Here is a 26,001-nt window from a genome sequence, read left to right as displayed (position 1 = left end):
CATGTCCAACAATGTCGTCGACTTCAAGCGCCCGCCGCAGCCGAAGGCGCCGAAACCGCCCCGCAAGCCCAATCCGGGGCTGCGCAAGCTCCTGACGGTGCTGGCGGTGGTGGCCTTCTTCGTGCTGACCTGGGCCTATTTCCAGTACGTCGGCGGCTGACGAGCGCGGTCGGGCGCCCGCCTAGTCCTCCGGCAGGCCGTAGGCGATGATCGTATCGCTGATCGGCGTTTCCATGAAGTGGTGGCCGCCGGGATAGATGATCACGAACTGGCGGCCATTGACCTCCACGACCAGCGGGTTGGCCTGGCCGCCGCCGGGAAGCACGTCGCTCCACAGCGTTTCGCCGGTTTCCACATCGATCGCCCGGATCAGGTCGTCGGTGGTGGCCGCGATGAAGATCAGCCCGCCTGCGGTGACCGCCGGTCCGCCGTTGTTGGGCGTGCCGATGGTGACGGGCAGCATGGAGGGGATGCCGAACGGGCCGTTGCGGCGCGCCGAGCCGAAGGGGTGATCCCAGACCGTGTCGCCGGTGGCGAGGTCGATCGCCCGGATCCCGCCGTAGGGCGGCTCCTTGCACAGAAGCCCGGTGTATTTCACCCGCCAGCCGGCATTGACGTCGATCGCGTAAGGCGCGCCGATCTGCGGGCCCGCCTCTCCGAGCGGGGTTTCGCCTTCGGCCGGCGGCTCGTAGATGGCCCTCAGCCCCGCCTCATCCGCCTCTTCCCGCGGCACCAGCCGGTTGTGGTTCGGCATGTTGTTGTAGTTGGCGATCAGCAGGCCGCGTTCGGGATCGACCGCGACCGAACCCCAGTCGTTGCCGCCGTTATAGCCCGGGTACTGGATCCAGTGCTGGTCCGATGTCGGCGGGGTGTAGATGCCGTCGTAATGGGAGCGGCGGAACTGGATGCGGCACCAGAGCTGGTCGATCGGGGACATGCCCCACATGTCCTCCTCCTCCAGGCGCGGGAAGGCGAGCGTGTGATAGGTCGAGAAGGGCTGCGTCGGCGAAAGATACTCCGGCTCGACCCCGCCCTGGGGCACGGGCCGCTCCTCGACCGGAAACAGGGATTCGCCCGTCTCGCGGTTGAGGATGTAGATGTCGCCCTGCTTCGACGCGAGGATGACGGCCGGCACGGTGCCATTGTCGGTCGGGAAGTCGACCAGCGTCGGCTGGCTGCCGAGGTCGTAGTCCCAGACGTCGCGGTGGACGGTCTGGAAATGCCAGGCGGGCTGGCCGGTCGTGACGTCCAGTGCCACGAGCGCCGTGGAGTATTCGTTCTCCTGCTCGCTGCGGTTGGAGCCGTAATAATCGACGGCGGAGTTCCCCATCGGCAGGAAGACGTAGCCCGTCTCCTCGTCGCCTGCGGCAATCGTCCACATGTTCGGCGTGCCGCGGGTATAGACCTCCTCCGGCCCGGCCTGGCTGGTGTCTCCCGGACGGCCCATGTCCCAGGCCCATTCGAATTCGCCGGTCACGGCATCGAAGCCGCGGATCACGCCGGAGGGTGAATCTTCCGCATTGCCGTCGGTGACCTGGGCGCCGACGACGGCCACGCCGCGCACGATGACGGGCGGCGAAGACATGGCGTACCAGCCGGGAACCGTCCGGCCCAGTCCGCGCTCCAGATAGACCATGCCGTTGTCGCCGAAATCGATGCACAGGCGGCCGGTTTCGGCGTCGATGGCGATCAGGCGCGCGTCCAGCGTGCCCCAGATGATGCGCGTCGCGCAGGGGTCATAGGGGTCGGCATCGGGGACTTCGAAATAGGCGACGCCGCGGCAGGTCGCACCATAGGGAATGGCATCTTCCGGCACCTGCGGATCGTAGCGCCACTCCTCCTTGCCGGAGCCGGCATCGATCGAGATGATCTTGCCCATGGGCGTGCAGGCGAAAAGCTTCGCGCCGATCTTCAAAGGCGTGTTCTCCGGCGAGTACTTGCCTTCCGCGTCGGCGTCCGGCAGGTCGCCCGTCTGGAATTCCCAGATGCGCTGCAGCTGGTCGACGTTCTCCGGCGTGATCTGGGTCAGCGGGGAATATTTCGTGCCGTGCAGGTCGCCGCCCCAGACGGGCCAGTCGGCGCCGGTCTCGCGCATGGCGAGCGCCGGCCGATCCTCTTGCGCTGACTGTCCTTCGGGGGCTGGATCGCGGGGAACCTCGGGATTGATGACGACGTCGCTTTCCGTATCGAGCGCCGGCTCGGTGCCCGGGCTCTGATCGGCCAGTGGCTCGGCGGCAAGTATCCCGGCTCCCGGGTCAGGCTGTTCGCCCGGCTGCGCCGGCGCCGGCGGAGCGTTCCCTGCCCCCTCTTCCGTATCGACCTGCGCCAGGACGGCCGGCGGCTCGATCCAGGGGGCGGCCGTCACTCCAATACCAAGCGCCGCGAGGACAGCCATCGCCGTGGCCATGCCGCGCTTGCGGACCGGAGCTGAATCACGTCTGCGCAGAGCGGGAACGGCGAGCAGCACGAGCACGAGAATGACGGTCGGCGCGACCAGCCTCGGCACCAGCGGCCAGCCCTGGAGCCCGACTTCCCAGAGGGCCCAGACGAGGGTGAACAGATACGTCACACCATAGACGAGGGCACCGGAGATGCTGCCCTTTAATATCAGCACACCGGAGATCACCAGACCGATCCCGGCGATGGCGTAGTACCAGGAACCGCCCAGCGCGATCAGCCAGAGGCCCCCACCGCCGATCACGAGGCCGAGCAGGACGAGCAAACCGCCCAGCAGTATCGAATACCAGCGGCTGATCGGATGGGAGGTATGATGTGCGGAACGGTCGGTCATGGTCGGCTTCCCCTCGGTTTTCGCCTTGGTTCAGCTTCAGGCAACAGGGGAGATGGGCGAATGTTCCCGACGCCGCACCAAAAAAAGCCACCTTTTCGCCGGGACTTTTCCGGATGCACGCCGGATCTGCCGCAGCGAGGGGGCTAGCGCGAGATCAGCGGTGGTCGGCACCGGTGAAAGCGATGCAGGCGAAGCGACCTAGGCCGCCAACGGCACCCGCAGTTCCAGGCAGGTCAGATCCAGCCAGCGCCCGAATTTTTCGCCGACCTCGGTGAAGGTGCCGACGTTGCGGAAGCCGAGGCTTTCGTGCAGGCGGATGGAGGCGGCATTGCCGGCCTCGACGCAGGCGATCATCACATGGATGCCGCGCTTTCCGGCATTGGCGACCAGCGCCGTCATCAGCTGGCGGCCGAGGCCTGCGCCGCGGTGGTCGTGGTGGATGTAGACGGAGTGCTCGGCGGTGTGGCGAAAGCCTTCGAAGGCACGCCAGTCGCCATAGGAGGCATAGCCGGCAACCTGCCCGTCCACATCCGCCACCAGCACCGGAAAGCCCCTCGCCAGACGAAGCCGGTACCATTCCTCACGGTTTGCCAGATCGACCTGAGTCTCGTTCCAGATGGCGGTCGTGTTGGCGACGGCATCGTTGTAGATGGCGGTGATCGCGGGAAGATCGGCTTCGGTCGCGTCGCGGATGATCGGGGCAGACGTCATGGCTTGTCCATTATGTTTGATTTTCGTCCACCATAGCAGACGAACGAAAACGATGTCCACCAGCCGGAGCAGGCAGCTCCCGGGCGGATCAGACCATCAATGTGGTTAAAAATTTGCGCCGGAAAGACTGAAGCAGGTAATAACGGCACCATAATGAACGGCGGAGGCGGCGACCACGAAGGCATGCCAGATGGCGTTCTGGAAGCGCAGCCTTTCCCAGACGTGGAAGATCACGCCGAGCGAATAGATGATGCCGCCCGCAAAGATCAGCCAGACGGTGATCTCCGGCAGATACTGCGAGATCGGCGCCGCGACCACCACGCCGCTCCAACCCATGCCGAGATAGAGCAGGATCGTCAGCCGGTCAAATCGGCCGGGGAAGAGGCATTTCAGCGAAATGCCGACGATCGCCGTCAGCCAGATGGCGACGAGCATGAAGAGGATCAGCGGCTCATGGGTGCCGCGCTGCAGGAAGGGCGTATAGGTGGCGGCAATCAGCACGAAGATCGCCGAATGATCGAAGCGGCGCAGGATCCACTTGGTGCGCGAGTGCGGCCAGATGTTGTAGGTGAACGAGATCGACAGGCAGAGCAGCAGGCCGAGCCCATAGATCCAGGCGGCGGCGATTTCGCCGTAGCTTGCCCAGAGCGTCGCATAGAAGATCAGCGCCGTGACGCCGATCAGCGCCATGACGATGCCTATCCCGTGAACGATGCCATCGGCAACGATCTCGTGAAAGTCGTAGGATCTTCCAAACCGGACCAGGTCAGACATGCACTTCCTCTTCGCGCTAGCCCCTGAAAATGATCAGGGGAGCGCTCCGAGGCAAGGTCTTTTGCTGCGCAAAAGCTCACATTCTGTTTAGGTCGGTCACAATGCCGCAGCGCAGGTCTTGCAGAAGGGCGTGTGCGGCACGACGTCGAGCCGTTCCTCAGAGATCGGGTTCCCGCAGCGGACGCAGGTCCCGAAGGTGCCGGCCTCGACCCGCGCCAGCGCCGCCTCGATCGCCGCAAGCTCCCTCTGGCCGGACTCGCCGAGCTCCTCCAGGACTTCGTCGTTGTTGCGCTCCACGGCACGGTCATCGTCATCGGGGTTGCGCGGCGCCTCGAAATCCGCCTCGATCTTCTGCAGGCGGGACTGCAGCTCCTGCTGGCGCCTGGCAAGGATGATCCTGTATTTCTCGACGTCCATGGACGGTATTCCTTTCATGGTCATAAATCTGTTCAGCGGTCGACGAGAACAGAGCACTGGGCGTGGCGCACGATGCGATCGGCGGTTGCGCCGAGGAAGTAGTTGGAGAAGTCCGGGCGGTGCGAGGCGAGGATGATCAGATCGGCCTTGCGCTGATCCGCGGCCGCGAGGATTTCCCGCGCCGGGGCGCCCTGGCGCACCTCGATATCGGCCTGCACATCGTGGTGGGTGCGCAGGAGCGAAAGGTGGCTCTCCGCCTCGTTGCGGGCGTCGAGCGAAATATCCGCCGGCACCTCGGCCAGCACATAGCCCGGCAGATCCTCAACGACGGCGAGCAGCACGATCCTGCCGCCCTCCTGGAGAAGCTTCTTCGCGCGCGGAATGATGCGCTCCGCCTTCTCCGGTGCCGTGACGTCAATCGCCACGATGATATTCCTGTACATGCTGCTTCCTCACGGATGAGGCGTCTTTCGATAGGGCCACTCTCCGTCTTCCCGCGCTCGCCGCATTGATCGTGATCAAGACTGGCGGCGGTTCCGGCTGGTGTGGCGGCGAGAGCGTCAACGCAGCGTGAACAACCTATCAATGCAATGGCGGCTTCTATGAACGACCGGAACGAGTCAGACTGCTGCCATCGCCCCTCGTGACAGACGCCGGAGACACGACCATGAGCATGCCAGCCGAACTCTTTGCCCTGACGCGGCCTGCCCATGTGGCGCACGTGCAGCTGGTGGTGTCAGACCTCGATCGGGTGTCCGGCTACTACCAGTCGGTGATCGGCCTGCGGGTGATGGACGAGGGCGGAAGCGCGCATGTGCTGGGCGTCGACGGGCGGCCGCTGCTGACGCTTCTCCACCGTCCGGATGCGGCGCGCGCACCGCGGCAGGCGGCGGGACTGTTCCACACCGCCTTCCTGGTTCCCGGACGCACGGAGCTTGCCCATTGGCTTTCGCACGCCGCCGCGACCGGCTTGCGCCTCGACGGCGCCTCCGACCATCTCGTCAGCGAGGCGCTCTACCTCACCGATCCGGAGGGCAACGGCATCGAGATCTACCGCGACCGGCCGCCGGAGGAATGGCCTCACAACGCGGACGGAACGGTGGCGATGGCGACCGAAAGGCTCGACCTGCAGGCACTGCTGGCCGACGCGCCGCAGTCCGCCTGGAACGGCATGGCCGGAGGCACGGCGATCGGCCACATCCACCTGCAGGTGGGCGACGTGCCGCAGGCGGAGGCCTTCTACCGCGATGTCCTGGGGCTCAAGGTCATGGCGCACTATCCCGGCGCCAGCTTCCTGGCCACGGGCGGCTATCACCATCATCTGGCGGCCAACATCTGGAACAGCCGGGGCGCCGGGCCACGGGCGGAGAACATGACCGGGCTTGCCGGCTACACGCTGCATTTCAACGACAGGACGATGCTGGCGACCACGCTAGCAAACCTCGAAGCGCAGCAGATCGCCATCGCGCAGACGGCCGAAGGGCATCGGTTCCTTGACCCCTGGGGGATCGCGATCACGCTTTCGGCATAGGTCGCGGAACCCGGCCTTTCGCTGCGCGTTGACGGCGCGCATCGGGGACCAGAATTCATGGCAGCATCTAGCGCAAACGGCCGGCGGCCAAAACAGGGAGCGGACATCGCCGTCGCCAAATCCGAGGCCGCAGCGATGCCGCGCGAGGACGGCGACATCACCGACTTCTCCCCGCTCGGACGCGATGCGCTGGAGGTGGCGGCAAGCTGGGCGCTGATCGGCATCTTCTGCCTGCTCGGCCTCGCGGTCGTTTCCTACATGAAGCTGGTGCTGATCCCCATCACGCTGGCCATCGTCGTCGGCATCATCCTCGGCATGGCCGCCGAACGGCTGGGCGACATGGGCGTGCCCCGCTTCGGGACGGCGCTGATCCTGTCGTCGGGTGTCGCGCTCGTGGTGCTTCTGATCGTTAACGCACTCGCGGAGCCCGCCGCCTTCTTCATCAACGACGGTCCCGACCTCATCGAGCAGATGATCGACCGGGTGATGCCCTTCCTCGAGCGGCAGGAATGGCTGAACATCAGCCCCGCCACCTTCCAGACCGGGCCGATGTCGATGGAAAAGCTGCTCGAAAACAGCAGCAGCGTGCTCGCCGTCCTGACCGCCAGCCTGACGCCGGCGATCATCCAGGCGATGATCTTCTTTGCCGCGCTGCTGCTCTTCCTCTACGGCCGGGTACGGCTGCGGCGGACGATCATCATGGCCTTCCCGCGCCGCCGCCAGAGGCTGATCGCCATCCGCGTGCTGAACGCCATGGAAGAGGTGCTGGGCTATTACTTCGCCACGGCGAGCCTGCTCTATCTCGCGCTCGGCATCTCGATGACGCTGATTGCCTATGTCGGCGGGCTCGGATCACCGGTGATGTGGGGGATCTTTGCCTTTCTCTCCAGCTTCATCCCCTATCTCGGGATCACGCTGATGACGGCATCCGTGGCGCTCGGCGGCGCGCTGACGCATGAATCGCTCATCCTCGCCCTGGCACCAGCGGCGGTCTTCTTCACCGTCCACCTGATGATGGAAAACCTCGTGTTCCCGGCGATCATGGGACGGCAGTGGGAGATCAACCCCTTCATCGTCTTCATCGCGATCATCTTCTGGACCTGGATGTGGGGTGCCGTCGGCGCGATGCTCGCCCTGCCGCTGTCGCTGATCGCCATGACGATCGTCAACGAGCTGTTCCCCGAGCGCAAGACGGTTCCGCACCTGCCGGGCTGAACGGTCTCAGTCGTAGAGGTAGTAGCGTTCCCACTGGTCGCGCGGCACCTTGTCGCCGACCTTGTACTTGAACGAGTGGACCTTCAGGCCGCGTTCGCCGGTCTCGCACTTGAACTTGAGGCGATACCAGTCGCCCCGGCTGCGGAACACCGCGCCCGGCGCCTGCACCAAATTTCCCTTCTCCACCGGATCGGCGAAGGTATAGGCGATCACCTTGTCGGGCCTGTAGCCCTGCTGCTCCCTGGCGATGCGCGCCATGGCCTCCATGTCGCAGCGCTGCTCGCGCCGCTCCGCAATGTCGAGCGCCTTCAGCTGCCGCAGGACGCTGCTATCAAGTGCCTGCGCAGGAAAGGCGGCCGCAAGTGCCAGAGCGGCCAGGGCGAGGATTTTCTTGTTCTTCATTTTCCGCCTCATCCAATGGGATTCGAACGGCCGGAACCTAGGAGATGGCGACACGATTGACCACCTACCAGAGCGGGAAATAGTCTCGCCTGAAAGCGGTTTGCATTTAAGTTTAGTCCAAACGCTGGAGGGACTGAAGAGATGATCGAGAACCTAATCCTCTTTCTGACGCCGATTGTCGGCGTATCCTGCGTGGCCGCTTTCGTCCTGTGGCAGAACGAGCGGGAGACCGCTTCCCACAAGGGGCGCAACAAGAAGAAATAGGCGGCTCGTTCCACGCTTGCTTACTGGCGCTCGCCTCCGTTCGAAACAGAAGGAAAGCAGCATGATCTCCATCAATGGCCTTTCTGCGGGATGAGCAAGCGGTTGGAAGCCATGCGCGCCAACCCGCGTGCTGACTGGCGTATCGCCGACATCGACGCGGTCTGCGGTGAATTCGGCATTTCTTGCACGCCACCGAGGGGCGGCAGCTCGCACTACAAAGTCAGCCATCCGTACATGCGCGAAATCCTGACCGTCCCTTCCAAACGCCCCATCAAGGCAGTATATATTCGCAAGCTGGTGCAATTCATCGATGCCGTGAGGTCATTGTGACACATCCATTGCGATATCCCGTTGTCATCTCACCACTGACCGCCGAAGATGGCGGTGGCTTCCTGGCAACTGTCCCGGACCTTCCCGGCTGCATGAGCGACGGCGAGAACCCACAAGAGGCGATCTCCAACATCCAGGACGCGATCGAAAGCTGGATGGAGGCTGCCCGCGAAGATAAACGGGCCATTCCGCCCCCATCGCTCAACCTTCAGGTTGGCTGACCCTCACCGCCGCCTTGCCTCCGCGACCGGCGACCCCTATCTCTGGCACTCCTCCCCGTCCAACCCGGAGTGCTTCCTTGGCCGTCGACCGCAAGCCCGTCTTTCACGATCTCCCCGCCGCCCCCGTCGCTCAGAAAAAGCCCGTTTCCGATACCCGCCACGGGCTGACCCGCAGCGACGACTACGCCTGGATGCGGGCGGAGAACTGGCAGGCGATGTTCAAGGATCCGACGCTGCTCGATCCGGAGCTGCGCCGGCATCTGGAGGCGGAGAACGCCTACATGGACGCGGCCATGGCCGACACCAAGGCGCTGCAGAAGACGCTGTTTGCCGAGATGAAGGGCCGCATCAAGGAAGACGACAGCTCCGTGCCGATGAAGGACGGACCCTTCGCCTACGGCACCTCCTTCGTCACCGGCGGCGAGCAGCCGCGCTATTTCCGCATTCCGCACGACGCCGACCCGAAGGACGAGGCAAACCGCAGGCTGCTGCTCGACGGCGACAAGGAAGCTGAGGGCAAGGACTATTTCAGGCTTGCCGGCCTCGACCATTCGACCGACCACAGCCACGGCATCTGGGGTTATGACGACAAGGGATCGGAATATTTCACGCTGCGCATCCGCGATCTTTCGACCGGCGAGGACCTGGCCGACGTGATCGAGAACACCGGCGGCGGCGGTGTCTGGGCGCCGGACGGCAAGAGCTTCTTCTACACGCTGCAGGACGAGAACCACCGGCCGTCGAAAGTCTTCCACCACATCGTCGGGGAGCCGCAGTCGGCCGACCGGCTGGTGTTCGAGGAAACGGATCCGGGCTTCTTCATGGGCGTCGGCGGCTCGCTGCTCGACGATTTCATCTACATCGACATCCATGACCACGAGACCTCGGAATACCGCCTGCTGTCGACCAAGGACCTGATGGCCGAGCCGATGCTGGTGGCCGAGCGCGAGGAAGGCATCGAGTATTCGATGACCGAGGGCGGCGACGTCTTCTACATCCTCACCAACGACGGCGACGCCAAGGACTTCAAGATCATGGAGGCGCCGGTCAATGCGCCAGGCAAGGAAAACTGGAAAGAGGTCGTTGCGCACGAGCCGGGACGGCTGATCCTCAGCCACATGGCCTATGCCCGCCACCTGATCTGGCTGGAGCGCCGCGACGGGCTGCCGCGCATCGTCATCCGCGACCGCAGGTCCGGCGAGGAGCACTCGATCGCCTTTGCCGAGGAGGCCTATTCGCTGGGGCTGCAGGGCGCCGCGGAATACGAAACGGACGTCATCCGCTTCTCCTATTCGTCGATGACGACGCCAAGCCAGCTCTACGACTACGACATGACCACCCGCGAGCGGACGCTTCTGAAGACGCAGGAGGTGCCGTCCGGGCACAATCCCGACGACTATGTGACCCGCCGGGTGATGGCGCCCTCGCATGACGGGGAGCTCGTGCCGGTCTCGCTGCTCTACCGCAAGGACACGCCGCTCGACGGCTCCGCCCCCTGCCTGCTCTACGGCTACGGCGCCTATGGCATCAGCATCCCGGCGTCCTTCTCGACCACCAACCTGTCGCTCGCCGACCGCGGCTTCGTCTATGCCATCGCCCATGTGCGCGGCGGCAAGGACAAGGGCTTTTCCTGGTACGAGGACGGCAAGATGGAGAAGAAGGAAAATACCTTCAAGGACTTCATCGCCGCCGCTGATCATCTGGTGGAACAGAAGTTCACATCTTACGCGAACATCATCGCCGAGGGCGGCTCCGCCGGCGGAATGCTGATGGGCGCGATCGCCAACATGGCGCCGGAGAAATTCGCCGGCATCATCGCCGCCGTGCCCTTCGTCGACGTGCTCAACACCATGCTCGACGACACCCTGCCGCTGACGCCGCCGGAATGGCCCGAATGGGGCAATCCGCTGGAGTCGGAAGAGGAATACGGCTGGATCGCCGCCTATTCGCCCTATGACAACGTCGGGGAAAAACCCTATCCGCCGATTCTCGCCATCTCCGGCCTCACCGACCCGCGCGTGACCTACTGGGAGCCGACGAAGTGGGTTGCCAAACTGCGCGAGACGGCGCCGGACGCCGGCCCCTATCTGCTCAAGACCAACATGGCCGCCGGCCACGGCGGCAAGTCCGGTCGCTTCCAGCGGCTGGAGGAGGTCGCCTTCGAATATGCCTTCGCCATCAAAGTTGCGGGCAAGGTCGCGGGCAAGATGTAGGCAGTGTTGCTTGCGAATACCGGCAGCCCGGGGTTGCCGACAGCAGGATCAGCATGGGGCTGCCCTAGCCAAAAGACACCCTGCGCTCCACATTGCGCGGAGGTTGTTGAAGAAGGCGCCGGCGCGAAGCCACCGGCGTTGCAACCTTATGATCCGGCAGGGCTGATGGAGGCGAGGCAGGCGTGATTTCGAAGAAGTGGTGGATCCTCGTTCGCTTCCTGCGACGGCTCTGGGTGCGCGCGACGCTGTACTGCGTCGTTGCCATCGTCATCGCGCTGGCCGCGATCTGGGCCGATCCCTACATGCCCTCGGAGCTTCCCCGCCAGGTGGGGGCCAAGGCGGTGGATTCGATCCTCACCATCATCGCCTCCAGCATGCTGGCGGTGACCACCTTCTCGCTGACGACGCTCGTCTCCGCGACTACGGCGGCGGCATCCAACGCCACGCCGCGGGCGACCTCGCTTCTGCTCGAGGACACGACCTCGCAGCGGGCGCTGTCAACCTTCCTCGGGAGCTTCCTGTTCTCGCTGGTCGGGCTGATCGCGCTCAACACCGAGCTCTACGGCGAGGGTGGCCGCTTCATCCTGTTCATCGCGACACTCGGGGTCGTGGCTCTGATCGTCATCACGCTGCTGCAGTGGATCGACCACCTGGCAGGTCTGGGCCGCGTGGCGGAAACGATCGCCCGGGTCGAGCGGGTCGCTACGCGCGCCTATGAAGCCCATCGAAAGCGGCCCTATCTGGGAGGGCAACCGTATCGGGATGTGCCCGAGGGGGCGATCGAGATCCATCACAAGCGTCTCGGTTACCTCCAGCACCTGGACGTCCAGGTGCTGTCGGGGATCGCCGAGGAGGCGGGCGCCGATATCTACGTGCAACGCCGACCCGGCAGCCACTGCGATCCCTCCGAGCCGATTGCCTCCGTCGTCCTGCGCGACAGCGGGGATACCTACAAGTCGGAACTGTCGGACCAGATCCGCGCCGCCTTTACCCTCGGCGACCGGCGTTCGTTCGACCAGGATCCGCGATTCGGCTTGATTGCGCTGTCGGAGATCGGCTCGCGCGCCCTGTCTCCCGGCATCAATGATCCGGGCACGGCGATCGACGTGCTGGCGACGCTGGTGCGGGTCATGGCCCCGATCGCGCGCGAGGAAACGCCGGACGATCGCGAAGAGATCAAGTTCGAGCACGTCTTCATTCCTTCGCTCAGCGAGGATGACCTGGTCGATGCCGCCTTCATGCCGATCGCGCGCGATGGAGCCGGTCAGATCGAGGTGGCGATCCGCATGCAGAAGGCGCTGGCGGTGATTGCTGCCACGGCGCAGCCGGATCTGCGCGAGGCCGCGCGGCGGTTTTCCAAGCTCGCCCAGCAGCGGGCCCTGGAGCAGCTCGGCTTCGAGCCTGACCGGCAGCGCCTGATTGCGGATACGCCGTCGCTCTGAGCGAGCGCCATGCCGGATGCTCCTTTCCGCGTCATGCTGCACCGCACAGCCAAGTGCCGCAAATCACCTGCATTTTGATATTGACGAATCTGTCAAGTGACCGATTCGGCCAGACACCCGTGCGCGCAAGCTTCGCGCAAGGTTCGCGCGTTAACCATTTGTTAACGATTTAACCAGGTGTCTTCCCATGAAGATCGACAGCGGCCTCAGCGGCTACCCGTACCCGACACGCTCCCAGACCATCGAGCGCGTGAGCGAAGAGGTCGCTCCCCGCGAGGTCGAACAGCGTCAGCGGTCCGCCTTTGCCATCACCGGAAGCAGCACGCTCCTTTCCAGTTCGCTTGCCAACGCCTTGTGGGTGATCGGCGGCTCGGAAGAGGATGCGGCAACGGACGGCGGACGGACGGCGGCTTCGTCCGCATCCGCAGACATGCCTGCCGACTGGGTCGAAGGAATGTACCTGGAGTTTTCGGAGAATTCATAATCGGCGCCGGCGCGGCCGGTGTCGCCTGCCAATGATCCGCCCGATCGGATCGATTGCCGGGATCAACCTGCAGGAGCATCCGCATGACGACGATCGGTAGCCTTAACCTGCAGTCCTACGCCCTGCCCTACCGGCCGGATGCCGCCTCCCCCTCCTCCGAACAGGCCGTTGCCCCGTCTTCCGCCTCCGGCGCAGCCTTGATCAGCGGCGACGCCGCCGCCAGCAAGCTTTCCGCTGCGCTTTGGGACCTTGCCGTCCTGAAGGACACAAGCGCGCAGGACGAGGAGGTCTGGGTGGGCTCCGATTCGTCCGGCTCCGCCGCGGAACAGGAATTCAGCAAGCTCGCAGACATGGACTTCGGCGAGATGGTGCGGGCCAAATACCTCGAGGATCACGACCTGACGGAAGCCGACCTTCGGAAGATGGCGGTGGAGGAACGGGAGATGATCGAGGCCGAGATCCGGGCCGCCATCCTGAAGGCCATGGGCATCACCGCACCCGAAAAAGCCGAGGCCTCCTGAGCCCGCAGGCTATCGGTCACCTCGGCCCTCATCCATCCCTCACCCAGCCGGCCGTTGCCGTCCCTGCCTCAACTGTGCTCGTGCGCTTCGTGCGCATGACCAGAGCATGCGCCCTTGTTCCCCTTGCGGCCGGTATCGCCGTGGCTGTGGCCGGCATGCGGGTCGAGCGAGACGGTGCCTTCCGACTTCCACTCCTGCCATGACTGGCGCAGGATCTGCACCGAGGACGACAGGAAGAGGCCGGCCATGATGGCCGCGACGGCAAGATCCGGCCAGGCGGTGGCGGTTCCCCAGACGCCGACGGCGGCGATCATGACGATGACGTTGCCGATCGCGTCGTTGCGCGAGCATAGCCAGACGGAGCGGACATTGGCGTCGCCATCCTTGTAGTTCATCAGCAGCACGACGCTGAGGAGGTTGGCGGCGAGCGCCAGGAGGCCGATCAGGCCCATGATCGGGGCTTCCGGAACACCCATGTAGAAGACGCGCCAGATCGTCGAGCCGAAGACCCAGAGGCCCATCAGGAAGAGGCTCACGCCCTTGGCGGCGGCGGCCGTGGTGCGCACCCGGATGGAGGCGCCGATGACGGCGAGCGAGATGCCGTAGGTGACGGCATCGGCGAAGAAATCCAGCGCATCGGCCTGCAGCGCCTGCGAGCGCGCCATCTGCCCCGCCGTCATCTCGACGAGGAACATCAGGCCGTTGATGGCGATGACCGCCCAGAGCCGTCTCTTGTAGTCGGCCGACAATCCTTCGAATGTCGCGTGTTCGTGCCCGCAGCCTGCACTCATGTTCGTCACCTGATCCTTGTTTTTTGTTCGATGACGCCATAGCTAATCCCTCTAGCCACTATAGGTTCAAGAGGAATTTTTCGACATGTATGCGATCGGCGATCTTTCCCGGCGGACCGGCGTCAAGGTGCCGACCATCCGCTACTACGAGCAGATGGGGCTGATCAGCCCGACGCAGCGTTCGGAAGGCAACCAGCGGCGCTACGAGAAGACCGACCTGGAGCGCCTCGCCTTCATCCGCCATGCCCGCGATCTCGGCTTCGACATTCCGGCGATCCGGGAGCTGATTGCGCTGAGCCGCCATCCGGAGGCGCCCTGCGCCGGTGCCGACCGCATCGCTGACGACCATCTTTCGGCGGTCCGGGCCAAGATCGCCAGCCTGCAGAAGCTGGAGCATGAACTGGAACGGATCGTCTCCCACTGCGGCGGTCATTCGGTCGAGGACTGCTATGTGATCCGGGCGCTTTCCGACCACGGCCTGTGCGACCACGAGCACTGATGCCTCTCGCCCTCTACAGGGTACCCGCGTCGAGGCGCACGAGACAGTCTTCCGCCCGGGCGAGGATGGCCTGCTTCTTCATCTCGTCCATGCGCAGCCAGCCGGCGACGATATTGGCCATGCGGTGGTTGCCGCGGAACTTCTCACGGTTGACGGCGATGAAGCGCCAGTAGAGGGAGTTGAAGGGGCAGGCGTTTTCGCCCGTGCTGTCCTTGACGCTATAGGCGCAGCCGCCGCAGAAATTGCTCATCCGGTCAATGTATTTGCCGCTCGCCGCATAGGGCTTGCTCGCCATCAGCCCGCCGTCCGCATAGAGCGCCATGCCCAACGTATTGGGCAGTTCCACCCATTCGTAGGCGTCCGCATAGACGGCGAGATACCATTCGCAGACCTCGTCGACCGAGAGCCCGGCGAGCAACGCGAAATTGCCGGTCACCATCAGCCGCTGGATATGGTGGGAATAGGCATGCTCCAGCGTGTCCTGCACGGCGGAACCCAGACAGCGCATCTTCGTCTCGCCGCCCCAGTAGAGCGCCGGCAGCGGGCGGTGCGCCTCGAGCGCGTTGCGCCCCGCGTAATCGGGCATGAAGCGCCAGTAGATGCCACGCACATATTCGCGCCAGCCGAGGATCTGGCGGATGAAGCCCTCCACGGCATTCAAGGGCGCTGCCCCGTCGTGATAGGCGCGCTCGGCCCGGCGGATGACATCGATGGGCAGAAGCAGGCCGGCGTTCAGATAGGCGGCGATCATCGAGTGGAAGAGATAAGGCTCGCCGGCAACCATGGCGTCCTGGTAATCGCCGAAGGAGGGCAGGATCTCGGTGACGAACTGCTCGAACTCGGCCTCCGCCTGCTCCGCATTCACGGCGAAGTGGAAGGGCCGCAGCTTTCCGACATGGTGGGAGAAGCGCGCCTCTACCAGCTCCAGCACCTCGGAAGTGATGGCGTCATGGCGCCAGGACAGCCGCCGCGGCCCCGCCAGTCCCTTCAGTGGCGGCTTGCGGTTCTCCTTGTCGAAGTTCCATTGCCCGCCTTCGGGATCGGCGCCAGCCATCAGCACGCCGAAGTGACGGCGCATGTCGCGGTAGAAATACTCCATGCGCAACTCGCGGCGGCGATCCGCCCAGCGGCTAAAGCCAGACTGGGTGATCAGGAAACGATCGTCGTCGCGGATCTCGACCGGCACGCCGAGGTGCGCCTGCCAGCCGCGCATCTCCTCCAGCAGCCGGTATTCGCCGGGCTCGGTGACCACGACACCCGTCGCGCCGGTCGCGGCGAGCGCCCGCTCGACCTCGCCGCGCAGCGACTGGCTGTTGTCCGGCGTATCGAGCGTGACGTAACGCACGGAAAAGCCGCGGCCGCGCAGTTCCTCGGCGAAATGGCGCATGGCGGAGAACAGGAAGGCGATCTTCTTCTGGTGGTGGCCGACATAGGTCGCCTCCGCCATGACCTCGGCCATCAGCACCTGAGCCCCCCGTGGCTCGACGTCGCGAAGAGAGGAGATCGAATGGGAAAGCTGGTCGCCGAGGACGAGGTGAAGCAGGGTCATGACGCAGAAACGTCGGGCGTGCCCCTCCAGATCACTTCGTCTTGACAAGCTTTCAAAACCGGCGCATCACATTCTCCATGATCGACGCACGCGCACCCATCTCCTGCACGTATTTTTGGGCCTACCGGTAACGGGCGGCTCGACAGATCACAATGTCAACGAGCCGCCGTCAGGCGGCTTTGTTGTTTCAAGACGGCTCCTCCTGACGGCGACAGAACTCAAGAGGAAGCCAGACATGACCGACGATACCGACATCACCCTTCCCCGCCCGGCCGTGGTCACCATCCGCGCCGCCAAGCCCCATGACCTTCCCGAACTGAACGCGATGATCGCGGCACTCGCCGCCCATCACGGCGACGCGTCCGCCATGACGCCGGAGAAGCTGGAGCGCGACCTCTTCGGGCCTATGCCCTGGATCCAGGCGCTGGTTGCCGACAGCGGCGACGAGTTGATGGGCTACGCGATCCTGGTGCCGCTCTACAGGGCGCAGGAAGGCCGCCGCGGCATGGACCTGCACCATCTCTTCGTGCGCGACGGGCAGCGCGGCAACGGCATCGGCCAGCACCTGATCGCCCGCGCCCGGGAGATTGCCCGCACCGCCGGCTGCGACTATCTTTCGGTCAGCGCCGCAACCGGCAATTTCGCCGCCCACCGGTTCTACGAACAGATGGACTTCCTTCCCCGCCCCGTGACCGGCATGCGCTATACCCAGGCGCTCGCCTGAAGAGGATACCCATGGCCCGCATCGCGATTGCCCTGACACCCGATTTCGCCGACTGGGAATGCGCGCTGCTGATGGCCGTGGCGCGCAGCTATCTTGGCGTGGAGGTTGTCACCGCCTCGCCGGACGGTGGGATTGTCACCTCCATGGGCGGACTGAAGGTGACGCCGGACATCTCTTATGCCGCGCTCGATCCGGCCGGTTTCAACGCTCTCGTCATCCCCGGCGGGCTTTCCTGGGAGAAGGGCGAAGCGCCAGACTTCACCACCCATGTCCACGCCTTCCATGGTGGCGGCAAGGTCGTCGCCGGGATCTGCGCCGCGGCGAGCGCGCTGGCGGCGACGGGCGTGCTGAACGCCGTTGCCCATACCGGAAACTCGCTTGCCTCGCACAGCAAACAGCCGGGCTACAGCGGACAGGCCTTCTACCGCGACCGCCCGCAGGCAGTCTCGCACGACCGGGTGATCACCGCGCCCGGCAGTTCACCCGTGACATTCACCATGGAAATCCTCAAGGCGCTCGGCCTCTGGGGGCCGCAGGCCGAGGCGGAAATCGCCGCCTTCTCCCGCGAGCACCGCTGAGACTGCCGTCCCGCTTCAGTGAAGATGCCCCGTCTTGAGATGCCGTTCTCCGGACGAGCCCCGGATCGGGTGGCCGACGATGCTGGCATCCTCTCCCTGGCAGCAGGCTTCACCGCTGGCAAATTCCAGGGTGGAGTGACCGATGCCGAACTCCTGGCTCGCCAGCGCTTTCAGCCGCGCCTTGACGAGTTCCGTCTGCGCGCCGTGGCTCGCCGCCAGCACGACGTGGGCCTCCATGGCCGTCAGCTGCTCGTCGATCGCAAAGACATGCACATGGTGGATATCGACGACGCCGTCGATGCCCGACAGCCTGTCGATCAGCTGCGGCACGTCGATGCCGGAGGGCGTGCCGAGCATCAGCATGCGGATCGAGCCGCCGATCTCGGCAAACGCCTGCCAGAGGATGTAGAGCGCGATCGCCAGCGTCACGATCGGGTCGACGATCTGCCAGTCGTAGAGAAGGATCAGCGTTCCGGCGACGATGACGCCGACCGAGCCCAACGCATCGGCGACGTTGTGGACGAAGGCGGCCCGGATGTTCATGCTCTCCTTCGACATGGCATAGGTGAGGAAGGCGGTCGCCAGATCGATCACAAGCGCGACGACGGCGACGCCGACCACGATCCAGCCCTCGACCGGCTCCGGCGTGATGAAGCGCATGACCGCCTCGTAGACGAGGTAAAGGCCGATGACGATCAGCGTGGTGTAGTTGATCAGTGCCGCCACCACCTCCGCGCGCACGTAGCCGAAGGTCATCGCGGCATTGGACGGCCTGCGGGCGATGCGCCGGGCATAGGCGGCAATGGCGAGCGAGGCGGCGTCACTGAAATTGTGAAGCGCATCGGCGATCAGCGACAGGCTGCCGGAAAAGATGCCGCCGACGATCTGCGCGAAGGTGAGGCCGACGTTGACGATGATGGCGAGGACCATGCGCCGATCGCCGCCTTCGGCTTCCTGGTGGTGATGATGGTGGTGATGGCTCATGCTCATGCCCTTCCCGCGCCTTCAACCCCGGCCGACAGGCCAGGTTCCGATGCGACACCTGCGCGGGCAGAAGATGGCGGCAACGGCCACGAGAGATTGGACGACAGCTGCCGCCGGCGCAAGCCATCCCGCCGGCCCAGGCCGAACGACCTGCACACCGCCCCACAGTCCCGGTGCGGCATTCGCTGCAGGCGGGCGCATAGGCTGGCTGCCGCGTCTTCGCCGCCGCTAGTGAAACGGCCGCACCTCGACCGGCGCCCGGCAGGCGACGGCGGCCTTGCGACCCCAGGCCAAAGCCTCGTCGAGATCGGCTGTCTCCAGCACCCAGAAGCCGCCCATGTGCTCCCTCGTCTGAAGGTATGGCCCATGCGTGACGCGCACCTCTCCATCGGGCTCGGCCTTGAGCGACATCGCCCGATCTGCCGGCTGCAGGCCACCGACGAAGATCCTCACGCCCGCGGCGACCATCTCGTCGTTGAGCCGGTCGATGTCGCGGGTCATCGCCGCGTCTTCCGTCGCGGCGGGGTCGTAGTCGTCGGGGTGGTGAATGGCGACCAGATATAGCGGCATGGCATCCCCTTTCCTCGCGCTTGAGGCAGGCTTCACTGCCCTGCCCTCAGGCTGAAGACGATCGAGAGCATCGCGATCCGACACGGCTGACCGGGCCTGCCGCCAACCGCTGCGCCTACTGGATAGCCGGCACGGCCTTCAGATAGGCGGCGATCGCCTCCAGATCCTCCTGCGGCAGATGCGAGAGGTTGCGCTGCACCTCGACCATCGAGCCGCCGACGGTGTCGAAGTCGGGCGTAAAGCCGGTCTGGAAATAATTGACGAGATCGGCCTCGCTCCAGGAGCCGACGGCATCGCCGCCCGGCGTGATGTTGGGCACGCGCCCCTCGCCTTCCGGATTGGGACCGCCGGCGAGCCACTGGTCGGCCTGCAGGCCGCCGAGCGCATTGCGGGGCGTATGGCATTCGCCGCAATGGCCGGGACCTTCGACAAGGAACTGGCCGCGCTGCAGCTTGGGATCGGCGGCGGCGAGTTCGACGCGCGGCGCGTCGGAGAAGAACAAGAGCTTCCAGCCACCGAGCGTGATCCGCATGTTGTAGGGGAAGCCGAGGTCGTGCGGCGGCGCCACATTCCCGCTTGCCGGCAGCGTCTTCAGGTAGGCGAAGAGGTCGTTGACGTCTTCCGGCCGCATGCGGGCGTAGGAGGTATAGGGAAACGAGGGGTAGAGGTGCTCGCCCGCGCGACCGACGCCGCGGGTCATGGCATTGCCGAATTCGGCGAGCGTCCAGGCGCCGATGCCGGCCTGCGGATCAGGCGAGATGTTGGGAACATGGAAGGTGCCGAAGGGACTGGTCAGCGCCAGGCCGCCGGAGAGCGTTTTGACCGCCTCGCCGCTTGAGCCGTCCGCCGCATGACAGCCGGCGCAACCGCCGGCCCAGAACAGCGTTTCGCCGCGCGCCAGATCCGGCGCGCCGAGCCCTTCCCAGGTGTCGGCCGAGGCGGGCTGCGGGGCCGTCAGAAACCAGGCCGCCGCCACGCCGATCGCGACCACGGCCGCGCCGGCGCCCAGTACCCTCCCCCACCGCAAAGCCATGTCCGTCTCCAGTCGATCATTGAAAGACCGGCGGCAGGCGAACCGCCGCCGGCGAAACTTCCGTCATTGCCTCAGTCACGGCCTCGGCGGCTTCGAGGCTAGCGCTTCAGGCGATAGGTCTGGTGGCAATCGCCGCAGGTGCCGCCGAGCGTCTTCAGGGCCGCGCCGACGCCGGCCTGGTCGGCGGGCACGGCGGCCAGAAGCGTGTCGGCTTCGGTCGCGAGCTTTTCGGCCTTGGCCTCGAAATCCGCCATGTTTTCCCAGATGGCGGGCGCCGCATCGCTCTCCATGCCGGTCTCGGAGCCTTCCGGGAACTGGTCCGGGAAAGCCTTGGCATTGGTGCTGATCGTCTCCAGCGACGTCTGGACGACGGCTGCATCATAGGGCTTCTCGCCCTTGGCGATGGCGCCGAGTGCGCCCATCGACTGGCCGATGCCCTTCATCAGGTTCTGCCGCACGACCTGCGGCTCTTCCTGGGCGACGGCTGCGGAAAGACAGAGGCAGCCGAGCACGGCTCCGAGAGCGAGAGACTTCAGGCGCATGCAGTGGTTCTCCTTCGTGACAGCGGCCGACCGGCCACCAAAAAGCGCCGCAGCATCGCCTGCCGGGCATCCGGAACAAAGTAACAAAGCGGTGATAACATGTGGAAAATCAAGACGCTATGTCTTGATTCCGTCACATGCGCCAGCTGCCGGTACCTTCCCAAAGCGTGACCAACGAGACGGCCACCAAGAGCGCCCCGGCGCTGCGGCCGATCCAGACGGTGGCGCGGGCGTTGTCGACGATTGCCTGCCGCGCCCTGCCCGCTGCGAGCGCCAGACCGCCGTAGACGGCAAGCTGGGTCACGGCCGTCACTAGCGCCATGACGGCCGCCTGGGGAGCGAGTGGACCGAAGTCGGGGCGCAGGAACTGCGGGTAGATCGCCAGCATGAAAAGGTAAGCCTTGGGGTTCATCAGGCAGGTGATGGCGCCGCGGCGGAAGGCCTGCCAGTGACTTGCCGCATCGGCGGGACCGACACCTTCGATGATGATCGAACTGCGCATCAGGGTCACGCCGATCCAGGCCATGTAGAGCGCGCCGGCGATCAGCAGCGGCGTGAACAGCATAGGCACCAGATGGGCCAACAGGCCGACCCCGACTGCGCCGTAGAGGGAATGAACGGCACCGCCGGCCATGATGCCAGCGGTCGCCGCGAGACCGGAGGAGCGCCCGCGGCTCAGCGAATTGGCCAGCACGAAGATCATGTCCATGCCGGGGACGACGATGATGCCGAACAGAAGGGTAAAGAACAGCCAGAGGTTTTCGCCGTAGGTCATGTCAGTTTCCTGTTCTCGCCGCCTCGCCGCAGAATTCCGGGAGGCTTGTTTTCCTTATGGATCTGCGGCGGTATAGCGAAGTGCTCCTGACAGCGTCATGTCAGGAGCGGTGCGGGAGGAGGCCGAAAACATGCGCAAGGCGTCACGGCTGTTCGAGATCATCCAGATCCTGCGGCTCGCGCGCGCACCGGTCACGGCTGCCGCCATGGCGGCACAGCTGGAGGTAACGGTACGCTCCATCTACCGCGACATCGTCGCGCTGCAGGCGATGCGGGTGCCGATCGAGGGCGGGCGCGGCATCGGCTACATACTGCGGCCCGGATTCACGCTGCCGCCGCTGATGCTGACGGTGGAGGAGACGGAGGCAATCGTGCTGGCGCTGGCCCTTCTGGAACGCACCGGCGACGGGGAGCTGCGGCAGGCGGCCAAGCAGGTGAACCGCAAGATTGCCGCCGCCGTGCCGCCGCCGCTCTCCGCGACATTCTCCGCAAACGCCCTGCATGCCTGGGGCCGTGCTGCACCCGTTCCGGAGGCCGTCGATTTCGCCATGGTGCGGCGGGCGATCCGCGACGAGCAGACGCTGTCGCTCGACTATCGCGATGAGCTGGGCCGATCGACGGAGAGGGTAATCCGGCCGATCGCGCTGATTTACTATTCGCAAACGGCCAATATCGTCGGCTGGTGCGAGTTGCGGCAGGCGTTCCGCAATTTCCGCGCCGATCGGGTGGAGGATTGCGTGCCGGCCGACGGCTTCTTCACCGGCCAGGGCGACGCCCTGCGCAGGCGGTGGGTCGAGGGCTGGCAGACCAATGCCGGCAGAGGCACAGGTCAAAGCCCCGATGACGCCACCTAGATGTCGAAGGGCAGCGCGCGGCTTTCCTCGCGGCCGAAGCCGGTGATTTCCAGGCGGTCGGGGAAGATCTCGGCAATTGCGAAGGTGTTTTCCGTCTCCGTATCCACCATGCCCGTGAAGTTCACGTACCAGGTCGATCCGTGGTGGCCGAGGTTGCCGATGTGGTTGTGGCCGCAGAGATAGGCCAGCACATTGCCGGAGCGGTCGAAGAGATCGACGAGCGCCTGCCAGTCCCAGAGGTTGTGGGCATTGTCCGGATAGAGCGGATAGTGGCCCAGGACCACCACCTTCTCGCCGGCTGCGGCCGCATCCACCAGCACGCCGGAGAGCCAGGCGAACTGCGCCTCGCCGATGCCGCCGTTCCAGGTCTGGGCGTTGAGGGCGCCGGCCGCTTCGAGCGCCGCCAGCCGGGTCTCGGCGCGGGCGCGACGCGGGTCCCCCTCGGGGGCTGCAAACAGGCTCTCCTCGCTGCCGTCGATGACGACGAAGCGCAGGCCGTTGCGGGAAAAATGATGATAGGGCGCGGGCATCGACAGCCGCCGGTGGACCTCCGGCAGCTGCTCGGGCGCGACGAGGAAATCGTGGTTGCCGGGCAGAAGGATGCTTTCGTGCGTAAGACGCTCATAGCGCGCCAGCACCGCGTCGAAATTCTCGTAACCGCGGTCGACGAGATCGCCGAGCGTCACGACGAAGGCGAGATCGTGGGCGTTGAAGACGCCGATCGCCTCGTCGAGCTTGCCGAGGCTCTTCTCGAAGTGACGGTTGAGAGCCGGATTGGGCGGAAGCGGCGCGTATTGAGGGTCGGCAATGACGCCGAAACGAATGAGAGGGGAATCACTGGGCATGCGGAAGGCTCGGTCCGGGGAATTGTCCGGGCTCATAGACCAGCGGAATTTAACAGCCGTGTGACGCCTGGGTGTGCATGGGGGTGCGTGGTGTCTGCACCGCCACCCGGGCATCTGGAAGATCGATCGAATTCATGCTTAGAGGGATCGGGGTTTCAACCGGGGGTTCAACTATATGCGTTACTTGCCATTCATCGGCATGGCGGCCGTCATGGCGGCACTTGCCTCATGCGGCACCATGTCCAAGGAGGAATGCCGCGTAGCCGACTGGGCCGTGGTCGGCGATACGGACGGCGCGGCGGGCTATGATCCGCAGAGCCGCTTTGCCGACCATGTGCGGTCCTGCTCCAAGAGCGGCGCCACGCCCAACCAGACGCAATGGTATCAGGGATACCAGACCGGCATCCGACGCTTCTGCACGCCGCTCGGCGGTGCCGCGCACGGCGAAGCCGGAGGCGCCTATCACAACGTCTGCCCGGCCGAGATGGAGGCGGACTTCGTGCGCGGCTACAGCCTCGGCAAGCGGGTCCATGAGCTGCGCTCGCGAATGGACTTGCTGCACTCCGGCATCAGTGCGCGGGAATCGGAGGCCGACCGGCTCTACGACGACATGAAGAAGGCGGCCGACAAGGACCGGCGCGGCATCCGCGACCGGATCGACGACCTGGAACGCGAGCGGCGCCGGATGCGGCGCGAAGCGGACGACCTCAGCTACGAGCTTGGCGAGGCCGAGCGCGATCTCGAGTTCTTCCGCCAGAACCCGGGCGCCCGGCTTTCGCCGGCCGGTTACTGAGGAAAACGAAAAAGGGCTCCGGCAAAACCGGAGCCCTTCGAAATTACCGTATCGACGGGATTACTTGGTGGCGGCTTCGTAGCGCTCCAGCACGTAGTCCCAGTTGATCAGGTTGTCGATGAAGGCTTCCAGGTACTTCGGACGCGCGTTGCGGTAGTCGATGTAGTAGGAATGCTCCCAGACGTCGACGCCGAGGATCGGGTCGGCACCGTGGACCAGCGGGTTTTCGCCGTTCGGGGTCTTGGAGATCTCGAGCTTGCCATCCTTGACGGAAAGCCAGGCCCAGCCGGAGCCGAACTGCGTCGTGCCGGCGGCGATGAAATCGGACTTGAACTTGTCGTAGCCGCCGAGATCGCTGTCGATCGCGCTCTGCAGCTTGCCCGGCAGCTTGGTGCCGCCGCCGTCCTTCTTCATCCAGTTCCAGAAGTGGATGTGGTTGAAGTGCTGGCCGGCATTGTTGAAGAGGGTCTGGTGGGTGCCATAGGACTTCTTGATCACTTCCTCGACGGAGAGATCGCCCATGCCCGCTTCCGAGGCCAGCTTGTTGCCGGTGTCGACATAGGCCTTGTGGTGCTTGTCGTGGTGGAATTCGAGCGTCTCGGCCGACATATAGGGGCTGAGGGCATCGTAGGCATAGGGCAGCTGGGGAAGTTCAAAGGCCATGATCTTACTCCTTTTCGGCAAAACACCGTGAAACGGTCGAGGCGGAACATAGGAGCGCATCGGCCAAGAGGCAACGCCTGACGGCCGAGAATCGGGACCAATTGCTCCCACGCGGCGCGAAAATCTGGTAGAGCCGCAAACGAAAGCCACGACGCACCGCAGGAGCTTCTAGATGTCGAAAACCATGAGAACCGCCACTCTTCTCGCCGCCGCGCTGGCGCTCTGCGCCGGCACCGCAGAAGCCTCCTCGGACGATGCCTGGGCAGCCTTCGCGCAGACCGTGGAGACCAAATGCCTGGCCGCGGCAAAGGACATGCTCGACGCCCCCCGCGCCGTGGTCGACCCCTTCGGCAGCGAGAGCTACGGCCTGGCCATCGTCACCGGCACGGCGAAGGGCACGACGACCGAGGTCAGCCACATCTGCGTCATGAACAAGCAGACGCAAGCCGCCGAACTCGGCAGCGAGCTTGGCGCCGACCGGGTGGCGGTACCGGCGGAGTGAGGCTTCAGGCGGCGCGGCGCCCCCTGGAGCCAACCAACAGGATCGCCTGACGTGATCCGGGCGCCGCCGATGCGGCGCCCGGATCAAAGCAGCCTATCAGGCGGCCGTGGAGCGGGCCCAGTCCATGTAGAGTTCCAGCGCCTTGCGGGCGACCGGGCCTTCCTGGAACTCGCGGTCGTCGAGTTTCGTCACCGGCACGATCTTGGAGTAGTTGCCGGAGGTGAAGATCTCGTCGGCGTTGCGGAAATCCTCGACCGTGAGGCTGACTTCGCGCACATCGAAGCCGGCCTGGCGAAGCAGGGTAAGGACGCGCGAGCGGGTGATGCCGGCGAGGAAGGTGCCGTTGGGGACCGGGGTCATGACCACGCCGTCCCTGACCATGAAGATGTTGGAGGAGGCGGTTTCGGCGACATTGCCGTTCATGTCGCGGGCGAGCGCATTGTCGAAGCCGCGCTGACGCGCCTCGATGATCATGCGGCCGCTGTTGGGATAGAGGCTGCCCGTCTTGGCGCCGGTCATGGCGACTTCCGGGTTGGGGCGGCGGTAGGGGGAAACCGTCAGCGACGAGGGCTTTGCCGTGTGCATCGGCGCCTCGAAGAGGCAGAGCGCGAAGCGGGTCGATTCCGGATCGGGGGCGACGACGCTGTAGGACGTGCCGTGCTCGGACCAGTACATCGGCTTGATGTAGATGGCGGTCTTGCCGTCGAACTTCTTGACGCCTTCCAGCGCCAGCCGCTCGATCTCCTCGGCGGCCATCACCGGCTTCATGCCCATGTTGGTGGCGGAGCGGTTAACGCGCTGGCAGTGCAGGTCGAGATCGGGCGACATGCCGTCGAACCAGCGGGCGCCGTCGAACACCGTGGAGCCCAGCCACATGGCGTGCGAGGTGGGGCCGATCAGCGGCGGGTTGCCTTCCAGCCATTCGCCTTCGACATAGGTGAAGGTCTGGGTACGCGGTGCGGTATTGACGGGCATGCGGGTCTC

General features: G+C 65.1%; 32 protein-coding genes. 16 read left to right on the top strand and 16 right to left on the bottom strand.

Going from position 1 to position 26,001, the window contains the following annotated elements:
• Window position 1 precedes the first annotated feature (1 nt).
• The gene (locus tag EO99_RS28005) at window positions 2-160 is read left to right on the top strand and encodes a hypothetical protein (RefSeq protein WP_173425148.1); all 159 of its coding nucleotides are present in this window, start codon (window positions 2-4) and stop codon (window positions 158-160) included.
• A 21-nt stretch (window positions 161-181) separates the two neighbouring features.
• On the opposite strand, the gene EO99_RS0113545 is transcribed toward EO99_RS28005, so the two are convergent.
• The 5 genes from EO99_RS0113545 to EO99_RS0113525 all read right to left on the bottom strand — a co-directional run bounded on the left by EO99_RS0113545 (window position 182) and on the right by EO99_RS0113525 (window position 5,136).
• Window positions 182-2,791: an outer membrane protein assembly factor BamB family protein gene (locus EO99_RS0113545; RefSeq protein ID WP_051679840.1), complete on the bottom strand. Its 2,610-nt coding sequence runs from the start codon at window positions 2,789-2,791 to the stop codon at window positions 182-184.
• A 198-nt stretch (window positions 2,792-2,989) separates the two neighbouring features.
• Window positions 2,990-3,502, bottom strand: a complete 513-nt coding sequence (locus EO99_RS0113540; protein ID WP_029619175.1) for a GNAT family N-acetyltransferase — start codon at window positions 3,500-3,502, stop codon at window positions 2,990-2,992.
• Window positions 3,503-3,607: 105 nt separating this feature from the next.
• Window positions 3,608-4,276, bottom strand: coding sequence for a PAQR family membrane homeostasis protein TrhA (gene trhA / locus EO99_RS0113535; protein WP_029619174.1), 669 nt, complete (start codon window positions 4,274-4,276; stop codon window positions 3,608-3,610).
• 96 nt (window positions 4,277-4,372) lie between these two features.
• The gene (locus EO99_RS0113530) at window positions 4,373-4,693 is read right to left on the bottom strand and encodes a TraR/DksA family transcriptional regulator (protein WP_029619173.1); all 321 of its coding nucleotides are present in this window, start codon (window positions 4,691-4,693) and stop codon (window positions 4,373-4,375) included.
• Between the two features lie 32 nt (window positions 4,694-4,725).
• The gene (locus EO99_RS0113525) at window positions 4,726-5,136 is read right to left on the bottom strand and encodes a universal stress protein (RefSeq protein ID WP_029619172.1); all 411 of its coding nucleotides are present in this window, start codon (window positions 5,134-5,136) and stop codon (window positions 4,726-4,728) included.
• Between the two features lie 230 nt (window positions 5,137-5,366).
• On the opposite strand from EO99_RS0113525, the gene EO99_RS0113520 reads away from it, so the two are divergent.
• Both EO99_RS0113520 and EO99_RS0113515 read left to right on the top strand, forming a co-directional pair.
• Window positions 5,367-6,224, top strand: coding sequence for a VOC family protein (locus tag EO99_RS0113520; protein ID WP_029619171.1), 858 nt, complete (start codon window positions 5,367-5,369; stop codon window positions 6,222-6,224).
• 57 nt (window positions 6,225-6,281) lie between these two features.
• Window positions 6,282-7,439 (top strand): AI-2E family transporter, encoded by a 1,158-nt coding sequence (locus EO99_RS0113515; protein WP_029619170.1) that lies wholly within the window; start codon window positions 6,282-6,284, stop codon window positions 7,437-7,439.
• Between the two features lie 6 nt (window positions 7,440-7,445).
• On the opposite strand, the gene EO99_RS0113510 is transcribed toward EO99_RS0113515, so the two are convergent.
• Window positions 7,446-7,841, bottom strand: a complete 396-nt coding sequence (locus tag EO99_RS0113510; protein ID WP_029619169.1) for a DUF930 domain-containing protein — start codon at window positions 7,839-7,841, stop codon at window positions 7,446-7,448.
• Window positions 7,842-7,982: 141 nt separating this feature from the next.
• Here EO99_RS0113510 and EO99_RS28440 point away from each other — a divergent pair, with 141 nt between their 5' ends.
• From EO99_RS28440 to EO99_RS0113475, 7 genes are all read left to right on the top strand, one after another.
• On the top strand, window positions 7,983-8,105 hold the full coding sequence (locus EO99_RS28440) for a hypothetical protein (RefSeq protein WP_268871299.1): 123 nt from the start codon (window positions 7,983-7,985) through the stop codon (window positions 8,103-8,105).
• A gap of 111 nt (window positions 8,106-8,216) precedes the next feature.
• Window positions 8,217-8,435 carry a type II toxin-antitoxin system HicA family toxin gene (locus EO99_RS0113500; protein ID WP_235776819.1) on the top strand — a complete coding sequence of 73 codons (219 nt, stop codon included), beginning with the start codon at window positions 8,217-8,219 and terminating at the stop codon, window positions 8,433-8,435.
• Entirely contained in the window at window positions 8,432-8,656 is a 225-nt protein-coding gene (locus EO99_RS0113495; RefSeq protein ID WP_029619167.1) for a type II toxin-antitoxin system HicB family antitoxin, read from the top strand. The genes EO99_RS0113500 and EO99_RS0113495 overlap by 4 nt, the downstream gene beginning before the upstream one ends.
• 77 nt (window positions 8,657-8,733) lie before the next feature.
• Window positions 8,734-10,869, top strand: a complete 2,136-nt coding sequence (locus EO99_RS0113490) for a S9 family peptidase (protein WP_029619166.1) — start codon at window positions 8,734-8,736, stop codon at window positions 10,867-10,869.
• 182 nt (window positions 10,870-11,051) lie between these two features.
• Entirely contained in the window at window positions 11,052-12,311 is a 1,260-nt protein-coding gene (locus tag EO99_RS0113485) for a DUF2254 domain-containing protein (protein WP_029619165.1), read from the top strand.
• A 187-nt stretch (window positions 12,312-12,498) separates the two neighbouring features.
• A complete protein-coding gene (locus EO99_RS0113480) occupies window positions 12,499-12,795 on the top strand; it encodes a hypothetical protein (protein WP_029619164.1) in 297 nt (98 codons plus the stop codon).
• Between the two features lie 83 nt (window positions 12,796-12,878).
• Window positions 12,879-13,316, top strand: coding sequence for a hypothetical protein (locus tag EO99_RS0113475; protein WP_051679839.1), 438 nt, complete (start codon window positions 12,879-12,881; stop codon window positions 13,314-13,316).
• A 68-nt stretch (window positions 13,317-13,384) separates the two neighbouring features.
• On the opposite strand, the gene EO99_RS0113470 is transcribed toward EO99_RS0113475, so the two are convergent.
• A complete protein-coding gene (locus tag EO99_RS0113470) occupies window positions 13,385-14,107 on the bottom strand; it encodes a cation transporter (RefSeq protein WP_081852049.1) in 723 nt (240 codons plus the stop codon).
• Window positions 14,108-14,192: 85 nt separating this feature from the next.
• Between EO99_RS0113470 and EO99_RS0113465 the strand changes: the two genes are divergently transcribed.
• Window positions 14,193-14,606 (top strand): MerR family transcriptional regulator, encoded by a 414-nt coding sequence (locus tag EO99_RS0113465; RefSeq protein ID WP_029619161.1) that lies wholly within the window; start codon window positions 14,193-14,195, stop codon window positions 14,604-14,606.
• Window positions 14,607-14,619: 13 nt separating this feature from the next.
• Here the strand turns inward: EO99_RS0113465 and EO99_RS0113460 are convergent, their stop codons facing one another.
• The gene (locus EO99_RS0113460; RefSeq protein WP_029619160.1) at window positions 14,620-16,155 is read right to left on the bottom strand and encodes a cryptochrome/photolyase family protein; all 1,536 of its coding nucleotides are present in this window, start codon (window positions 16,153-16,155) and stop codon (window positions 14,620-14,622) included.
• A 235-nt stretch (window positions 16,156-16,390) separates the two neighbouring features.
• Here EO99_RS0113460 and EO99_RS0113455 point away from each other — a divergent pair, with 235 nt between their 5' ends.
• Both EO99_RS0113455 and EO99_RS0113450 read left to right on the top strand, forming a co-directional pair.
• On the top strand, window positions 16,391-16,879 hold the full coding sequence (locus EO99_RS0113455) for a GNAT family N-acetyltransferase (protein WP_029619159.1): 489 nt from the start codon (window positions 16,391-16,393) through the stop codon (window positions 16,877-16,879).
• An 11-nt stretch (window positions 16,880-16,890) separates the two neighbouring features.
• Window positions 16,891-17,457 (top strand): DJ-1/PfpI family protein, encoded by a 567-nt coding sequence (locus tag EO99_RS0113450; protein WP_029619158.1) that lies wholly within the window; start codon window positions 16,891-16,893, stop codon window positions 17,455-17,457.
• 15 nt (window positions 17,458-17,472) lie between these two features.
• On the opposite strand, the gene EO99_RS0113445 is transcribed toward EO99_RS0113450, so the two are convergent.
• The 5 genes from EO99_RS0113445 to EO99_RS0113425 form a co-directional block, all read right to left on the bottom strand.
• Window positions 17,473-18,447 (bottom strand): cation diffusion facilitator family transporter, encoded by a 975-nt coding sequence (locus tag EO99_RS0113445; RefSeq protein WP_051679838.1) that lies wholly within the window; start codon window positions 18,445-18,447, stop codon window positions 17,473-17,475.
• A gap of 222 nt (window positions 18,448-18,669) precedes the next feature.
• The gene (locus EO99_RS0113440; RefSeq protein ID WP_029619156.1) at window positions 18,670-19,011 is read right to left on the bottom strand and encodes a YciI family protein; all 342 of its coding nucleotides are present in this window, start codon (window positions 19,009-19,011) and stop codon (window positions 18,670-18,672) included.
• 115 nt (window positions 19,012-19,126) lie between these two features.
• Window positions 19,127-20,044: a cytochrome c gene (locus tag EO99_RS0113435; RefSeq protein WP_029619155.1), complete on the bottom strand. Its 918-nt coding sequence runs from the start codon at window positions 20,042-20,044 to the stop codon at window positions 19,127-19,129.
• Window positions 20,045-20,142: 98 nt separating this feature from the next.
• Entirely contained in the window at window positions 20,143-20,586 is a 444-nt protein-coding gene (locus tag EO99_RS0113430) for a c-type cytochrome (RefSeq protein ID WP_029619154.1), read from the bottom strand.
• Window positions 20,587-20,719: 133 nt separating this feature from the next.
• Window positions 20,720-21,361 (bottom strand): LysE family translocator, encoded by a 642-nt coding sequence (locus EO99_RS0113425; protein ID WP_029619153.1) that lies wholly within the window; start codon window positions 21,359-21,361, stop codon window positions 20,720-20,722.
• A 130-nt stretch (window positions 21,362-21,491) separates the two neighbouring features.
• On the opposite strand from EO99_RS0113425, the gene EO99_RS0113420 reads away from it, so the two are divergent.
• Window positions 21,492-22,214, top strand: coding sequence for a helix-turn-helix transcriptional regulator (locus EO99_RS0113420; protein ID WP_029619152.1), 723 nt, complete (start codon window positions 21,492-21,494; stop codon window positions 22,212-22,214).
• On the opposite strand, the gene EO99_RS0113415 is transcribed toward EO99_RS0113420, so the two are convergent.
• On the bottom strand, window positions 22,211-23,059 hold the full coding sequence (locus EO99_RS0113415) for a metallophosphoesterase (protein WP_029619151.1): 849 nt from the start codon (window positions 23,057-23,059) through the stop codon (window positions 22,211-22,213). The genes EO99_RS0113420 and EO99_RS0113415 overlap by 4 nt on opposite strands.
• A 175-nt stretch (window positions 23,060-23,234) precedes the next feature.
• Here EO99_RS0113415 and EO99_RS0113410 point away from each other — a divergent pair, with 175 nt between their 5' ends.
• Window positions 23,235-23,852: a DUF2799 domain-containing protein gene (locus EO99_RS0113410; protein ID WP_029619150.1), complete on the top strand. Its 618-nt coding sequence runs from the start codon at window positions 23,235-23,237 to the stop codon at window positions 23,850-23,852.
• Window positions 23,853-23,912: 60 nt separating this feature from the next.
• Here the strand turns inward: EO99_RS0113410 and EO99_RS0113405 are convergent, their stop codons facing one another.
• Window positions 23,913-24,515 carry a superoxide dismutase gene (locus EO99_RS0113405; RefSeq protein WP_029619149.1) on the bottom strand — a complete coding sequence of 201 codons (603 nt, stop codon included), beginning with the start codon at window positions 24,513-24,515 and terminating at the stop codon, window positions 23,913-23,915.
• Between the two features lie 172 nt (window positions 24,516-24,687).
• Here EO99_RS0113405 and EO99_RS0113400 point away from each other — a divergent pair, with 172 nt between their 5' ends.
• Window positions 24,688-25,017 carry a hypothetical protein gene (locus EO99_RS0113400; protein WP_029619148.1) on the top strand — a complete coding sequence of 110 codons (330 nt, stop codon included), beginning with the start codon at window positions 24,688-24,690 and terminating at the stop codon, window positions 25,015-25,017.
• A gap of 96 nt (window positions 25,018-25,113) precedes the next feature.
• Here EO99_RS0113400 and EO99_RS0113395 read toward each other — a convergent pair whose 3' ends face one another.
• Window positions 25,114-25,992, bottom strand: coding sequence for a branched-chain amino acid aminotransferase (locus EO99_RS0113395; protein WP_029619147.1), 879 nt, complete (start codon window positions 25,990-25,992; stop codon window positions 25,114-25,116).
• Window positions 25,993-26,001: the final 9 nt, after the last annotated feature.

Source organism: Pseudorhizobium marinum (assembly GCF_000705355.1).
GTDB lineage: Bacteria > Pseudomonadota > Alphaproteobacteria > Rhizobiales > Rhizobiaceae > Neorhizobium > Neorhizobium pelagicum.
This window is presented reverse-complemented; position numbering and strand designations above follow the sequence as displayed.

Coding starts and splice junctions, on each gene's coding strand:
- EO99_RS28005 (WP_173425148.1), top strand. CDS start 2: ATGTCCAACAATGTCGTCGACTTCAAGCGCCCGCCGCAGCCGAAGGCG.
- EO99_RS0113545 (WP_051679840.1), bottom strand. CDS start 2,791: ATGACCGACCGTTCCGCACATCATACCTCCCATCCGATCAGCCGCTGG.
- EO99_RS0113540 (WP_029619175.1), bottom strand. CDS start 3,502: ATGACGTCTGCCCCGATCATCCGCGACGCGACCGAAGCCGATCTTCCC.
- trhA (WP_029619174.1), bottom strand. CDS start 4,276: ATGTCTGACCTGGTCCGGTTTGGAAGATCCTACGACTTTCACGAGATC.
- EO99_RS0113530 (WP_029619173.1), bottom strand. CDS start 4,693: ATGGACGTCGAGAAATACAGGATCATCCTTGCCAGGCGCCAGCAGGAG.
- EO99_RS0113525 (WP_029619172.1), bottom strand. CDS start 5,136: ATGTACAGGAATATCATCGTGGCGATTGACGTCACGGCACCGGAGAAG.
- EO99_RS0113520 (WP_029619171.1), top strand. CDS start 5,367: ATGCCAGCCGAACTCTTTGCCCTGACGCGGCCTGCCCATGTGGCGCAC.
- EO99_RS0113515 (WP_029619170.1), top strand. CDS start 6,282: ATGGCAGCATCTAGCGCAAACGGCCGGCGGCCAAAACAGGGAGCGGAC.
- EO99_RS0113510 (WP_029619169.1), bottom strand. CDS start 7,841: ATGAAGAACAAGAAAATCCTCGCCCTGGCCGCTCTGGCACTTGCGGCC.
- EO99_RS28440 (WP_268871299.1), top strand. CDS start 7,983: ATGATCGAGAACCTAATCCTCTTTCTGACGCCGATTGTCGGCGTATCC.
- EO99_RS0113500 (WP_235776819.1), top strand. CDS start 8,217: ATGCGCGCCAACCCGCGTGCTGACTGGCGTATCGCCGACATCGACGCG.
- EO99_RS0113480 (WP_029619164.1), top strand. CDS start 12,499: ATGAAGATCGACAGCGGCCTCAGCGGCTACCCGTACCCGACACGCTCC.
- EO99_RS0113475 (WP_051679839.1), top strand. CDS start 12,879: ATGACGACGATCGGTAGCCTTAACCTGCAGTCCTACGCCCTGCCCTAC.
- EO99_RS0113470 (WP_081852049.1), bottom strand. CDS start 14,107: ATGAGTGCAGGCTGCGGGCACGAACACGCGACATTCGAAGGATTGTCG.
- EO99_RS0113465 (WP_029619161.1), top strand. CDS start 14,193: ATGTATGCGATCGGCGATCTTTCCCGGCGGACCGGCGTCAAGGTGCCG.
- EO99_RS0113460 (WP_029619160.1), bottom strand. CDS start 16,155: ATGACCCTGCTTCACCTCGTCCTCGGCGACCAGCTTTCCCATTCGATC.
- EO99_RS0113455 (WP_029619159.1), top strand. CDS start 16,391: ATGACCGACGATACCGACATCACCCTTCCCCGCCCGGCCGTGGTCACC.
- EO99_RS0113450 (WP_029619158.1), top strand. CDS start 16,891: ATGGCCCGCATCGCGATTGCCCTGACACCCGATTTCGCCGACTGGGAA.
- EO99_RS0113445 (WP_051679838.1), bottom strand. CDS start 18,447: ATGAGCATGAGCCATCACCACCATCATCACCACCAGGAAGCCGAAGGC.
- EO99_RS0113440 (WP_029619156.1), bottom strand. CDS start 19,011: ATGCCGCTATATCTGGTCGCCATTCACCACCCCGACGACTACGACCCC.
- EO99_RS0113435 (WP_029619155.1), bottom strand. CDS start 20,044: ATGGCTTTGCGGTGGGGGAGGGTACTGGGCGCCGGCGCGGCCGTGGTC.
- EO99_RS0113430 (WP_029619154.1), bottom strand. CDS start 20,586: ATGCGCCTGAAGTCTCTCGCTCTCGGAGCCGTGCTCGGCTGCCTCTGT.
- EO99_RS0113425 (WP_029619153.1), bottom strand. CDS start 21,361: ATGACCTACGGCGAAAACCTCTGGCTGTTCTTTACCCTTCTGTTCGGC.
- EO99_RS0113420 (WP_029619152.1), top strand. CDS start 21,492: ATGCGCAAGGCGTCACGGCTGTTCGAGATCATCCAGATCCTGCGGCTC.
- EO99_RS0113415 (WP_029619151.1), bottom strand. CDS start 23,059: ATGCCCAGTGATTCCCCTCTCATTCGTTTCGGCGTCATTGCCGACCCT.
- EO99_RS0113410 (WP_029619150.1), top strand. CDS start 23,235: ATGCGTTACTTGCCATTCATCGGCATGGCGGCCGTCATGGCGGCACTT.
- EO99_RS0113405 (WP_029619149.1), bottom strand. CDS start 24,515: ATGGCCTTTGAACTTCCCCAGCTGCCCTATGCCTACGATGCCCTCAGC.
- EO99_RS0113400 (WP_029619148.1), top strand. CDS start 24,688: ATGTCGAAAACCATGAGAACCGCCACTCTTCTCGCCGCCGCGCTGGCG.
- EO99_RS0113395 (WP_029619147.1), bottom strand. CDS start 25,992: ATGCCCGTCAATACCGCACCGCGTACCCAGACCTTCACCTATGTCGAA.